Here is a 12213-nt window from a genome sequence, read left to right on the forward strand (position 1 = left end):
GTAGCGTCAGCGATCGTGAAGATCACCAAGCACGAGCACGCATGTCTGTCCATCGAGGGTGACGGCGGCACCCTCGTGATCGATCCGGGGTCGTTCTCCGGTCGGCTGGTCGATCTCGAGGACGTCCGCGCCGTCGTCATCACCCACGAGCACCCCGACCACTGGACGCCGGAGCATGTGGCCGACCTGCGGGCACGCTTCCCGCACGCCCCGCTGTACGGGCCCGCGGGGCTCGCGGCCGCGGTCGCCGGCAGCGATGCCGGTGACGTGATCGAGGTCGTCGCTCCCGGCGACGAGCGTGAGGTGGGCGGCTTCCGGCTCGAGTTCTTCGGGGGCGTCCACGCCGAGATCCACCGCACGATGCCGCGGGTCGACAACGTGGGCGTGCTGGTCGACGGCCGCCTCTACCACCCCGGGGACTCGCTCGAGGGTCCCGCTGTCCCGGTCGAGGTGCTCGCCACCCCCGTGAGCGGGCCGTGGCTGAAGGTCGGCGAGGCGATGGACTTCGTGATGGCGGTCGCCCCGCAGCACGCGATCGCGATCCACGACGCGCTGCTCTCCGAGGCCGGCCTGCGGCTGTCCGAGGGCCGGGTCGCCGCCGCGGTGGAAAGCGTGGGCGGCAGCTACGTGCAGCTCCGCGCGGGTGACGCCTTCACGCCCTGAGGCTGTCGCGCACGCGTCGACGCGGTCACCGTCCCCGGGCGGGATCGCCGCGAGCGCGCCCCCGAGATCCGCCGACGGCGTAACCCTGGCACCCGGGGCGGTGTCGCCGCCGCGGGGAGGGAGAATGGTCGGATGCCCGATGGCCCCCTGATCGTCCAGTCCGACAAGACGCTGCTGCTCGAGGTCGACCACGAGCAGGCCGGCGCCTGCCGTCGCGCGATCGCCCCGTTCGCCGAGCTCGAGCGCGCACCCGAGCACATGCACACCTACCGGCTGACCCCGCTCGGGCTCTGGAACGCCCGCGCCGCCGGTCACGACGCCGAGCAGGTCGTCAACACCCTGCTCGAGTACTCGCGGTACCCGGTGCCGCACGGGCTGCTGGTGGACATCGCCGAGACGATGGCGCGCTACGGCCGGCTGCAGCTGCTCACCCACCCCACCCACGGGCTGGTGCTACACGCCACCGACATCGCGGTCCTGGTCGAGGTGCTGCGCTCGAAGCGCACCGCCGGGCTGGTGGGTGCGCGGGTGGACGACGCGACCGTGATCGTGCATCCGAGCGAACGTGGTCACCTCAAGCAGGTGCTCGTCAAGCTGGGCTGGCCGGCGGAGGACCTCGCCGGTTACGTCGACGGCGAGGCGCACGAGATCGCGCTCGACGACGCCGACTGGTCGATGCGGCCCTACCAGGCCGAGGCGGTCGAGACGTTCTGGCACGGCGGGAGCGGCGTCGTCGTGCTCCCCTGCGGAGCGGGCAAGACGATCGTCGGGGCGGGTGCGATGGCCGAGGCCAAGGCCACCACGCTGATCCTGGTGACCAACACGGTCAGCGCGCGGCAGTGGCGAGACGAGCTCGTCCGCCGCACCACGCTGACCGCCGAGGAGATCGGCGAGTACTCGGGGGCGCGCAAGGAGATCCGCCCGGTCACGATCGCGACCTACCAGGTGCTCACCACGAAGCGGAAGGGCGTCTACACGCACCTCGAGCTGCTCGACGCCCGCGACTGGGGCCTGATCCTCTACGACGAGGTGCACCTGCTGCCGGCGCCGATCTTCCGCATGACCGCGGACCTGCAGGCCCGCCGACGGCTGGGGCTGACCGCCACCCTGGTGCGCGAGGACGGCCGCGAGGACGAGGTGTTCAGCCTGATCGGGCCCAAGCGCTACGACGCCCCCTGGAAGGACATCGAGAGCCAGGGCTGGATCGCACCGGCCGAGTGCGTCGAGGTGCGGCTCGACCTGCCGTACGCGGTCCGGATGGCGTACGCCTCCTCCGAGCCGGAGGACCGCTACCGCATCGCCTCGACGGCGAAGGCCAAGACCGACGTGGTCCGTCACCTCCTCGCCGCTCACGCGGGCGAGCAGGTGCTGGTGATCGGTCAGTACCTGGACCAGCTGGAGCACCTCGCCGAGACCGTGGGTGCGCCGCTGATCACCGGCGCGACGACCGTCAACGAGCGCCAGCGCCTGTTCGAGGGATTCCGGCAGGGCGAGATCAACACGCTCGTGGTCAGCAAGGTCGCGAACTTCTCGATCGACCTGCCGGAGGCGTCGGTGGCGATCCAGGTGTCGGGCACGTTCGGGTCACGGCAGGAGGAGGCGCAGCGGCTGGGCCGGATCATGCGGCCCAAGGCGGACGGCAAGACCGCCCACTTCTACGCCGTGGTCACGCGCGACACGGTCGACGCCGAGTTCGCCGCGCACCGGCAGCGCTTCCTCGCCGAGCAGGGCTACGCGTACAAGATCGTCGACGCGGAGGACCTGCTCGCGCAGGCCTGAGCGGCCCGAGCTCAGCGCGCGACGCGGTCGCCGGCGAGCTGGGTGAAGGTGGTGCCGATCACCTCGACCAGGGAGGTGAGCCGGTCGGCGGCGGTCCGGTGGTCCGCGCGTGCGGCCGCGACGTCGCCACCGGCGCGCGCGGTCCAGCTCGCGAACAGGTCCTCGCCGGCCTCCGGGTGGAACTGGATCCCCCACGCCGAACCCACGCGGAACGCCTGGAACGGGTACTGGCGCGAGCTCGCGAGCCAGATCGCGTCTTCCGGCAGCGCGCAGATGGCGTCGCGGTGGCTGGAGGGCGCGAGCACGTCCCGACCGAGAGCGGCGACGACCTGCCCGATCAAGGGGTCGTGCTCGCCGTCGGGCCGGATCCGCAGCTCGACGATCCCCTGCTCGATACCGGCCGGCGCATCGACCTCGACCTCGCCGCCCAGCGCGACCGCGAGCAGCTGGGCGCCGAGGCAGACGCCGAGGGTCGCGGTGCCGCTCTCGACGGCGTCGCGCAGGTAGCTCTTGAGCTCCGGCAGCCAGGGGGCGCGCTCGTCGTCGTGGACGTTCATGGTCCCGCCGAGGACGATCAGGCCGTCGATCTCGGACACCGACGGCAACGCGTCACCGGCGTCCGGGCGCAACGTGAGGACGTCGGCACCGGCCAGCGCCGGACCGAGCCGGTCGAGCGGGACGGCGTCCTCGTGCTGGATCACGACGATCCGGGGTGCGGGGGTGGCTGTGTTCTGCACGGGCCGTGACGTTACCTCAGCGCCGGGACCTGCTCCGCACCTCCTTCCTGCGCAGGGCCGCCTCCGCCCCCGCGTTGCGCGGTTCCAGGGCAACGGCGAAGATCGCCACGTGAAGATGCACACAGCACGACGCGCCGTCGCGGCCCTGGGGGTGGCAGCGGCAGCCGGCCTGGTGCTCGCCGCGCCCGCCGTGGCCGAGCCTCCCCTCGAGATGGCCGAGCGGGTCGTCGACCGGTCCACCGACCAGGTGGTGGCCGGCGACATCGAGGAGATCCTCACCGCGGCGGACGACGTCGTGGCCGGCACCGACTACGACCTGTGGACCGTGTACGTCGACTCCTTCGACGGCATGCGTCCGGTGGAGTGGGCCAACGACACCGCGGTCGCCTCGGGCGCGAACACCGACGTGCTGCTGCTGGCGATCTCGGTCGAGGACCGCGAGATCGGGCTCTCGGTGGCCGAGGAGGCCGCTCTCTCGGACGCCGACATCAGCGACATCGAGGCTGCCGCCCGCAGCGAGGCGCGTGAGGCCGACTGGGTCGGCGCCTCGGTCGAGGCCGCCCGCGCCGTGATCGAGATCGGCACCGGCGTCGCGCCTCCCACCACCGGGCCCGACGAGGGCGGTGAGACGTCCGGCGGTGGCGGCGCGCTCGGATGGCTGATCGGCATCCTGCTGCTCGGCGCTCTGGTCCTCGCGGTGCTGGCGCGTGCGCGGCGCGCCCGCACCGACGCGGCAGCGACCCAGCAGCCGCAGCCGACCGGACCGCCGACGCCCGAGCAGCAGTGGGCGGCGCTGAGCACCGCCGAGCTCGGCACCCGCGCGGGCTCGGCGCTGGTCGCGCTCGACAACGACGTCCGTTCCTCGGCGAACGAGCTGGCGTTCGCCGAGGCCCAGTTCGGCATCGAGGCGACCCGCCAGTTCAAGGCCACGCTCGAGCGGGCCCAGCACCAGCTCGGCCAGGCGTTCACGATCCAGCAACAGCTCGGCGACTCCACGCCGGAGCCCGAGCACGCGCAGCGACAGGGGCTCATCGAGATCCTGCGGCTGTGCCAGACCGCCGACGAGGCTCTCGACTCGCAGACCGAGGCGCTCTCCGAGCTGCGGTCGTTGCAGGAGCGCGCACCCGCGCTGCTCGCCGAGCTCGAGCAGCGCGCCGGTGAGCTCGCGGCCCGGGTGCCGGCGGCACGCGACACCCTCAACCAGCTCGGCGCGACCTATCCGGCCACGGCGCTCGCGACCGTGGCGAAGGCGCCGGACCAGGCGGACGCGCTGCTCGCCTCAGCCCGCCAGTCGATCACCGAGGGCCGTTCCCGCGTGCAGGCCGACGACCGCGGCACCGCGGTGGCGTTCGCCCGCACCGCGGAGGATGCGCTGCAGCAGGTGGCCACGCTGCTGGAGATGGTCGCCGCCGCCGGCCAGACGCTCGCCGACGCGAGCGGCCGGCTCGACGGCGCGATCGCCTCGCTGACCTCCGACGTCTCCGACGCCGGCCGGCGGGCGCCCGACGACCCCACCGTGACGCCGGTGGTCAGGCAGGCCCAGGCCGCGCTCGAGGCCGGCGCCGGGGCCAAGAGCGGCGGCGACCCCATCGCCGCGCTGTCGACGCTGGCGGCGGCCGAGCAGGCGCTCGACGCCGCGCTCGCGCCACGCCGCGAGCAGGAGCTGGTGCACACGCGCGCCACCAGCCAGCTCACCTCCCAGATCGCGGCCGCCGAGAGCACCGTGCGGCAGGCGAACGACTTCATCGAGACCAACCGTGGTGTGGTGCAGTCGGCGGCACGGACCCGGCTGGCCGCCGCCTCCGAGGCACTCGCCAGGGCCCGCAGCCTGCAGCAGAGCGACGTGCAGGAGGCGTTGGCCGCCGCGCGTGCGGCCCAGGACACCGCGACGAGCGCGCTGCAGCTGGCGCAGAGCGACGTCGGCGGCTGGCACCGTGTGCAGGAGCGCAGCGCAGGCGGCGGCTACTACGGCCGCTCCGGTGGCATCGACGCGGGCTCGCTGATCCTCGGCGGCATCCTCAACGAGGTGCTCGGCGGTGGCCGCAGCGGCTCGAGCTGGGGTGGCGGCTCGTCGTGGGGCGGCGGCTCCTCGTGGGGCGGATCCTCCGGCGGCTGGGGTGGCAGCGGCAGCCGCAGCAGGGGATCGATCGGCCGTAGCAGCAGTCGACGCAGCGGCGGCGGCAGCCGACGCTCCGGCGGCGGGAGGCGCCGATAGACCTCAGCGCACTGCCGACCTCGCATCTGGATCTGAGACGATCGACCACAACAGACGAAGGGCAACACACCTCATGAGTGAGAAGCAGACCATCCTCGGGCGCATCGCCCAGCTGACCCGCGCGAACATCAACTCGCTGCTCGACCGGGCCGAAGACCCGGAGAAGATGATCGACCAGCTCATCCGCGACTACACGAACAACATCGCGGAGGCCGAGCAGGCGGTGGCGCAGACCATCGGCAACCTGCGGCTCGCGGAGCAGGACTACAACGAGGACGTCGCCGCTGTCCGCGAGTGGGGCAGCAAGGCGCTCGCCGCGTCGCAGCGTGCCGACCAGGCCCGCAGCCAGGGTGACTCCGCCGCCGCTGAGCGCTACGACAACCTCGCCAAGGTCGCGCTGCAGAAGCAGATCGGCTTCGAGACCGAGGTCAAGCAGACCGAGCCGATCCTGCGGTCGCAGAACGAGGTCGCGGACAAGCTCAAGCAGGGCCTGATCATCATGAAGGACCGCCTCGGCGACCTGAAGAACAAGCGCGACCAGCTCGTGGCACGCGCGAAGTCGGCCCAGGCGCAGTCCCAGGTGCAGCAGGCCATCGGCTCGATCAACGTGCTCGACCCCACCAGCGACCTGTCCCGGTTCGAGGAGCAGGTCCGCCGTCAGGAGGCTCAGGTCGCGGGTCAGGCCGAGCTGCAGGCATCCTCGCTGGACGCCCAGTTCGCCGAGCTCGAGGAGCAGGGCGACATGCTCGAGGTCGAGGCCCGCTTCGAGGCGCTCAAGCGCGGCGGCGCGATCCAGGACGCACCCGCTCAGCCTGCGATCGAGGACGCGCCGGTCGACCAGCAGCAGTGACCGGCACCCGCACGAGGTGAGATCGACGTGCCCGGCTCCAGGAATGGAGCCGGGCACGTCGCGCGTTGCGAGCGGCCGACTCAGCGCGCGACGGCCACCACCAGGAGCGCGAAGGCGACCACGAGCAGCACGACCCTGACAGCGTGCCCGCGATCCCAACGACGCATCACCTGCCGCCAGTCGCTCGGCGGCTGCTCGGGATCCCACCGCGCGGCGCGCGTGTTCATCGGCACCAGGTAGCCGAGCGACAGCACGGTGATCGCGCCGTAGGAAGCGAGAGCTGCCACGAGCGGGCCACGACCGCCGTCGTCCCACCCGAGCACCAGCGAGGCGACGACCAGGGTGAGCGCCAAGCCGTAGACCACCGGCATGGCGCGGCCGAGCGCACCGGCGCCCTGGGTCCGCCCCCGCAGCATGCTCGTCTCGTCGAGCGTGGCGAGAATCGGGGCGACGACAGCGCTCACCGCGAGCTCGAGGCCCGCCAGCAGACCGGCGACGACAACCGTGACGATGAGGAGCTGTTCCATGTCCCCCATGCTCGGTCTAAACTGACAACTATGGAAGTACTGTCTTTTTTGTCAGTGCCCACGCCGCATGAGCGCGAGCTGCGGGAGTGTCCGGTGGACGCGGCGCTCTCCGTGATCGGGGGGCGGTGGAAGGCCACGATCCTGTGGCGGCTGACCGAGGGGCCGATGCGGACGAGCGAGCTGCGGCGCAGCATCCCCCAGGTCACCGAACGGATGCTGATCCGCCACCTGCAGGAGCTCGTGCGAGATGGCGTGCTCATCAGGACCGATGCCCGCACGGTGCCGCCCCACGTGACGTACGAGATCTCCGAGTACGGCAGCACCCTTGCGGCTGTGGTCGCCGCGCTGTGCGAGTGGGGCCGCAACCACCAGCGACGCCAGGCGGGCACGAGCACCAGCGACGTGCTCCAGACCCGGCACGAGCACTGAGCGCGCGCAGCCCGGTCAGCGACGGGCGGCGCGCTCCTCGATCTTGGCGACCTCCTCGGGCTTGCCGTGGAAGCGGCGCACGCTCCAGGCGAGCAGCCCGATCGCGATCAGTCCGGAGAGCACGAGCGTGCTGCCCGTGCCGCGGCCACCGGGCAGCCACAGCATCTCGGGCAGCGGCCACCACGGCGGCATCGCCGGCTTGAGCAGCCACAGCACGCCGCACCCGATGATCGCCAGCGCGAACAGGCTCGAGAGCACGATCCGCGGCACGGTCTCGACGCTCTCGGCCGCGCCCTTCATCGCCCGGATCTCGATCGGGCGCAGCCGCTTCTCGGCCCACGGGTAGTGCTGGGAGAGGATCACGAGGCCGGAGAACACCATCACCAGGCCGGGGCCGGGCAGCACCAGCGCAGCGAGGCCGGCGACCACCAGCACCCAGCCCAGCACGAGCAACGCGATGTCGCGGACCTTCGCCATCCGCTGCTCCTTGCCGTCCAGCCGCCGGAATCCAGCGCCACCGTACCCGGCCGGGACCGACGCGGCCGCCATCCGTCGTCGCGAGCCCACCGAGCGCGGTGATCGGCGAGACCATAAGGTGGCCGCATGACGGACGGTGTTGCGGCCCCGATGCAGGGCGCCGACGGGCGACAGACCTACCTCCTGGTCGACGGGGAGAACATCGACGCGACGCTCGGGCTGAGCGTGCTCGGGCACCGCCCCGCCCCCGAGGAGCGCCCGCGCTGGGACCGGATCACCGAGTTCGCCTCGCGTGCCTGGGGACAGCCGGTCCGCGGCCTGTTCTTCCTCAATGCGAGCACCGGTCAGATGCCGATGAGCTTCGTGCAGGCGCTGCTGGCGATGAGCTACCACCCGATCCCGCTCGCAGGCTCGGGGTCGGAGAAGGTCGTCGACATCGGTATCCAGCGCACGCTGGAGGCGCTCAGGGATCGACCGGGCGACGTGCTGCTCGCCTCGCACGACGGCGACTTCCTCCCCCAGCTCGAGTCGCTGCTGGGCGGCGACCGCCGCGTGGGGGTGCTCTGCTTCCGGGAGTTCGTCAACGCCAAGATCACCGAGCTCACCAGCGCCGGTCTGCAGGTCTTCGACCTGGAGGACGACGTGGCCGCCTTCAACACACCGCTGCCGCGGGTCCGGATCATCTCGCTCGAGAGCTTCGACCCGACGCGCTACCTGTGACCGACCTGGGAGTCTCCCGAGAGCTGCCCAGGTGGCTCCCAGGAAACTTCCAGACGATGCGCGCACACTGGGTCGTATGACCGCTGCCGCACCCGACCACGTCGAGGCCCGCCTCCTGGTGGTCGACGACGAACCGAACATCCGGGAGCTCCTCGCCGCGAGCCTGCGGTTCGCGGGCTTCGAGGTGGACACCGCCGCCGACGGCCAGCAGGCCGTGCGGAAGGCGCTCGACGGCGCCCCCGATCTCGTGGTGCTCGACGTCATGCTCCCCGACCTGGACGGCTTCACCGTGACCCGGCGGCTGCGGGAGCAGGGCAAGCACATGCCGGTGGTGTTCCTCACCGCCCGGGACGACACCACCGACAAGGTCGCCGGACTGACCGTCGGCGGCGACGACTACGTCACCAAGCCGTTCAGCCTCGACGAGGTGATCGCCAGGATCCGCGCCGTGCTGCGCCGCGCGAAGACCACCGCGTCCATGACCGAGGATTCGATGCTGCGGGTCGGCGACCTCGAGATGGACGAGGACGCGCACGAGGTGCGCCGCGCGGGTCAGCCGATCGACCTGTCCCCCACCGAGTTCACGCTGCTCCGCTACCTGATGCTCAACGCGGGGCGGGTGCTGAGCAAGTCGCAGATCCTCGACCACGTGTGGGCGTACAACTGGGGCGGCGACGGTGCCATCGTCGAGTCCTACATCTCCTACCTGCGACGCAAGATCGACGCCCCGTTCGACGCCGAGGCGCTGATCCACACCAAGCGCGGGGTGGGGTACATGCTGCGCGCCCCGCAGTGACCGCGGCGCAGCCCGTGCCGCAGCACCCCTCGGGGCTGCGCGCGTTGCCGCTGCGGTGGCGGTTGTCGATCATCACGGCCGGGCTGGTGCTGGTGGCGCTGACCGCCTCCTCGGCCGCTGTGCTCACGCTCGTGCAACGCTCGCTGATCCGCCAGGTCGACGAGCAGCTGTGGTCGGCTGCGCAGTCCTACGCGCAGGACGGCTCCTTCGGACCGGAGGGGCTCACCGGCACGGGCGCGGAGCGCCCCAGTGACTACCACGTCCGGGTGTGGCTGATCGACGGCCGCTGGATGGAGATCGAGGCGACGACGGCCGAGGGTGCCGTGCCGCGGGTCCCGGATCTGGACACCCCGCTCGGGCGGGGGCAGGAGATCACGATCCCGTCGACCGACCCCTCGGGCCCTCGGTGGCGGTTGGGGAGCTACACGCTCTCCCAGCACGGCACCGAGGTCGGCACCATGATCATCGCGGTCCCGTTGACCTCCGTCGAGAAGACGAGCAAGGACCTGCTGAGGACGATGGCTCTGGCCGGGCTCGCCGTCGTTGTGCTCGCCGCGCTCGCGGGCTACTACGCCGTGCAGAAGTCCTTGCGGCCGCTGCGCGACATCGAGAACGCCGCGGGCGCCGTCGCCGCGGGCGACCTGTCGCAGCGCGCACCGCTGCAGCCGGCCACCACCGAGGTGGGTCGGCTGGGGCTCTCGTTCAACGCGATGGTCGCCGAGCTGGAGCGGGCGTTCGCGGAGCGACAGGCCTCCGAGGCACGCATGAGCCGGTTCGTCTCGGACGCCTCGCACGAGCTCCGCACGCCGCTCGCCTCGATCCGCGGGTACGGCGAGCTGTACCGGATGGGCGCGGTGCCACCGGACGAGGTCGGCGCCACCATGGGAAGGATCGAGAGCGAGGCCACCCGCATGGGTGGTCTCGTGAGCGACCTGCTCGCGCTCGCCCGCCTCGACGAGGGGCGCGGCCTGCGTCTGGGCGACGTCGACCTGACCGCGGTCGCAGCCGACGGCGTCGCCGATCTCGGCGCACTCGATCCCTCGCGCGAGACCCGCCTGCTCGCCGACGGCCCTGTCCTGGTGCGGGCCGACGGCGACCGCATCCGGCAGGTGGTGACCAATCTGGTCGGGAACACCGTCCAGCACACACCGCCCGGGACCGCCGTCGAGGTCGCCGTGCGCGCCGAGCCCGACGGATGGGCGGTGCTCGAGGTGATCGACCACGGTCCGGGTATCGCGCCCGAGGACTCCTCGCGCGTCTTCGAGCGGTTCTACCGGCCCGACACCTCGCGTGCGCGCGCCTCCGGCGGCTCCGGGCTGGGCCTGGCGATCGTGGCGACGATCGTCGCCGCGCACGGCGGGTCCGTGCGGCACGAGCCGACACCCGGTGGTGGCGCGACGATCGTCGTGCGGCTGCCGGTCGCCGGCCCGCCGGTCCAGCCCTCGCCTGCGCAGAGCTGATCGCCGCTTCACGCCTCCCCCACGCGGCGAGCGGCACGGTCGCAGGCCCCCGCGCGCTCGGTACCCCGACGTCGGCGGGTCAGCGCATCCCGGCGGAGCCGAGCATCGTGCGGAGCTGGGCCAGCCACTGCGCACCGAGCTCTCGGCCGCCGGGGAGCCGGTCGTCGCGGTCCCAGCGCCATGCGATGATCATGGCGAGCACCAGCATCCGGCACTGCCGCAGCAGCTCGGGATCAGCACCGGGATAGTGCTCCGCGACGTCGTCGGGGGCGTGGGCGAGGTCGAGCTCGACCGGCCCGCGGCAGAACGTCTCGAGATCGATGAACAGCGGTCCGTCGCGGGTGGCCAGGACGTTTCCCGGGTGCGGTTCGCCGTGCAGCAGCTGCCCACCGTCGCGGTCGCCGAGCATCGGGCTCAGCGCCTCCAGGGTCCCGCTGAGCAGCGCGCGCTGGTCGTCGGGAAGCTCCGGTGTGAGGTCGCGATCCGCGAGCAGCCGCTGCGCCGACGCGACGCGATCGAGGGCGTGGGGCGTGGCCATCTCCACCGTGCGCATGCCGGCGTGCAACCGCTGCAACGCCAGACCGTAGTCGGCCGCCGGCAGCTCGGGCACGGACTCGTAGAACGTCCACAGCGTGACGGTGAAGCCGTCGAGCCGGTACGCGCGTGGCTCCACCCGGGGATCGAGCACCCCGATCGGGCAGCCGGCCGCCTCGAGGCGGCCGGCGAGGTCCACCTCGAGCTGGACGCCCTCCGGATCCCAGCGGGACACCCGCGCCAGCACGTCGCACGGCAGCAGCCGGACCGCGAGCTTGTTCGAGCTCTGGAGCACGATCGCGTTCTCGACCGGTAGCCCGGCCGTGACAGCGATCGATCTGGCGGCCTCGACCGCGCGCTTCTCCTCCGACTCCTCCACAGGTGCCTCCGTGTGTCGCGGGTCAGATCGTCTGGACGGCCTCGACCGGTACGTGTGCCCACACTCTCGCACCCGGGCGCAGCTGGTCGACTCCTGCGGCGTCGACGTCGGCGAGCACGTCGGGCTGGTCGGGCGTCGCGAGCCGCACCCGCACCCCGCCGGTCACCGGCTCCAGCCAGCGCACGGTCGCCTCCCAGGTGTTCTCGCGCCCGTCCGGGTGCTCGGAGACGACGACGGCGCCCGGCCGGAACCGGAGCCGGGTCACCTGGGCCGGACTCCCCTGGGGCGGACCCGCCGGGGCGCCCGCCCGCAGCCCGCCGAAACCGGCAGGGACGAGGTTGACGCCCACGAAGGCCGCCGTGAACTCGGTGCGCGGCGCCCCGAGGACGTCGGCGCGGCGCCCCTGCTCGACCACCCGTCCCTCCCGCAGCACGGCGACGTGGTCGGCCAGCAGTGCGGCGTCGAGCACCGCGTGCGAGACGAGGATCGTGGTGAGCCCGGTCTCGCGCAGCACCTCGGCCAGCAGCTGGCGGAGCTCGGGTGCGGCGGCCGCGTCGAGCGCGGCGAGCGGCTCGTCGAGCAGCAGCACCTCCGGCTCGGCGGCCAGCGCGCGGGCCAGCGCGACCCGCGCGGCCTGGCCGCCCGAC

At 72.5% G+C, this 12213-nt stretch carries 13 protein-coding genes; 8 read left to right on the top strand and 5 right to left on the bottom strand.

What is annotated here, in order from left to right; all coding sequences use genetic code 11:
- Window positions 1-15 precede the first annotated feature (15 nt).
- On the top strand, window positions 16-663 hold the full coding sequence (locus GPA04_RS20660) for an MBL fold metallo-hydrolase (RefSeq protein ID WP_156226115.1): 648 nt from the start codon (window positions 16-18) through the stop codon (window positions 661-663).
- 132 nt (window positions 664-795) lie between these two features.
- Window positions 796-2442 (top strand): DNA repair helicase XPB, encoded by a 1647-nt coding sequence (locus tag GPA04_RS20665; protein WP_156226116.1) that lies wholly within the window; start codon window positions 796-798, stop codon window positions 2440-2442.
- An 11-nt stretch (window positions 2443-2453) separates the two neighbouring features.
- On the opposite strand, the gene GPA04_RS20670 is transcribed toward GPA04_RS20665, so the two are convergent.
- Entirely contained in the window at window positions 2454-3179 is a 726-nt protein-coding gene (locus GPA04_RS20670; RefSeq protein ID WP_162458686.1) for a type 1 glutamine amidotransferase, read from the bottom strand.
- Window positions 3180-3294: 115 nt separating this feature from the next.
- Here GPA04_RS20670 and GPA04_RS20675 point away from each other — a divergent pair, with 115 nt between their 5' ends.
- Both GPA04_RS20675 and GPA04_RS20680 read left to right on the top strand, forming a co-directional pair.
- Window positions 3295-5394, top strand: coding sequence for a TPM domain-containing protein (locus tag GPA04_RS20675; RefSeq protein WP_241680958.1), 2100 nt, complete (start codon window positions 3295-3297; stop codon window positions 5392-5394).
- Window positions 5395-5467: 73 nt separating this feature from the next.
- Window positions 5468-6244 carry a PspA/IM30 family protein gene (locus GPA04_RS20680; protein ID WP_156226118.1) on the top strand — a complete coding sequence of 259 codons (777 nt, stop codon included), beginning with the start codon at window positions 5468-5470 and terminating at the stop codon, window positions 6242-6244.
- 80 nt (window positions 6245-6324) lie between these two features.
- Here the strand turns inward: GPA04_RS20680 and GPA04_RS20685 are convergent, their stop codons facing one another.
- A complete protein-coding gene (locus tag GPA04_RS20685; protein ID WP_162458688.1) occupies window positions 6325-6771 on the bottom strand; it encodes an anthrone oxygenase family protein in 447 nt (148 codons plus the stop codon).
- A gap of 54 nt (window positions 6772-6825) precedes the next feature.
- Here GPA04_RS20685 and GPA04_RS20690 point away from each other — a divergent pair, with 54 nt between their 5' ends.
- Window positions 6826-7200 (top strand): winged helix-turn-helix transcriptional regulator, encoded by a 375-nt coding sequence (locus GPA04_RS20690; RefSeq protein WP_241680955.1) that lies wholly within the window; start codon window positions 6826-6828, stop codon window positions 7198-7200.
- Between the two features lie 15 nt (window positions 7201-7215).
- On the opposite strand, the gene GPA04_RS20695 is transcribed toward GPA04_RS20690, so the two are convergent.
- Complete coding sequence (locus GPA04_RS20695) at window positions 7216-7677, bottom strand: PGPGW domain-containing protein (protein ID WP_156226121.1); 462 nt, start codon at window positions 7675-7677, stop codon at window positions 7216-7218.
- Between the two features lie 126 nt (window positions 7678-7803).
- Between GPA04_RS20695 and GPA04_RS20700 the strand changes: the two genes are divergently transcribed.
- The 3 genes from GPA04_RS20700 (at window position 7804) to GPA04_RS20710 (ending at window position 10653) form a co-directional block, all read left to right on the top strand.
- On the top strand, window positions 7804-8397 hold the full coding sequence (locus GPA04_RS20700; RefSeq protein WP_241680956.1) for an NYN domain-containing protein: 594 nt from the start codon (window positions 7804-7806) through the stop codon (window positions 8395-8397).
- Between the two features lie 76 nt (window positions 8398-8473).
- Complete coding sequence (locus GPA04_RS20705; RefSeq protein WP_156226122.1) at window positions 8474-9193, top strand: response regulator transcription factor; 720 nt, start codon at window positions 8474-8476, stop codon at window positions 9191-9193.
- Window positions 9190-10653 (top strand): sensor histidine kinase, encoded by a 1464-nt coding sequence (locus GPA04_RS20710; RefSeq protein ID WP_156226123.1) that lies wholly within the window; start codon window positions 9190-9192, stop codon window positions 10651-10653. The genes GPA04_RS20705 and GPA04_RS20710 overlap by 4 nt, the downstream gene beginning before the upstream one ends.
- Window positions 10654-10732: 79 nt before the next feature.
- Here the strand turns inward: GPA04_RS20710 and GPA04_RS20715 are convergent, their stop codons facing one another.
- Together GPA04_RS20715 and GPA04_RS20720 are read right to left on the bottom strand one after the other, a co-directional pair.
- Complete coding sequence (locus GPA04_RS20715) at window positions 10733-11566, bottom strand: phosphotransferase (protein ID WP_156226124.1); 834 nt, start codon at window positions 11564-11566, stop codon at window positions 10733-10735.
- Between the two features lie 22 nt (window positions 11567-11588).
- A partial coding sequence (locus GPA04_RS20720) for an ATP-binding cassette domain-containing protein (RefSeq protein ID WP_156226125.1) occupies window positions 11589-12213 on the bottom strand: 625 nt, incomplete at its 5' end.

This window comes from Pseudactinotalea suaedae (assembly GCF_009733815.1).
In the GTDB taxonomy this organism is placed as follows: Bacteria; Actinomycetota; Actinomycetes; order Actinomycetales; family Beutenbergiaceae; genus Pseudactinotalea; species Pseudactinotalea suaedae.

What these genes read in the sequence shown, in the direction of transcription:
- GPA04_RS20685 (WP_162458688.1), bottom strand. Translation starts at nt 6,771, where the DNA reads ATGGAACAGCTCCTCATCGTCACGGTTGTCGTCGCCGGTCTGCTGGCG.
- GPA04_RS20700 (WP_241680956.1), top strand. Translation starts at nt 7,804, where the DNA reads ATGACGGACGGTGTTGCGGCCCCGATGCAGGGCGCCGACGGGCGACAG.
- GPA04_RS20705 (WP_156226122.1), top strand. Translation starts at nt 8,474, where the DNA reads ATGACCGCTGCCGCACCCGACCACGTCGAGGCCCGCCTCCTGGTGGTC.
- GPA04_RS20695 (WP_156226121.1), bottom strand. Translation starts at nt 7,677, where the DNA reads ATGGCGAAGGTCCGCGACATCGCGTTGCTCGTGCTGGGCTGGGTGCTG.
- GPA04_RS20680 (WP_156226118.1), top strand. Translation starts at nt 5,468, where the DNA reads ATGAGTGAGAAGCAGACCATCCTCGGGCGCATCGCCCAGCTGACCCGC.
- GPA04_RS20665 (WP_156226116.1), top strand. Translation starts at nt 796, where the DNA reads ATGCCCGATGGCCCCCTGATCGTCCAGTCCGACAAGACGCTGCTGCTC.
- GPA04_RS20675 (WP_241680958.1), top strand. Translation starts at nt 3,295, where the DNA reads ATGCACACAGCACGACGCGCCGTCGCGGCCCTGGGGGTGGCAGCGGCA.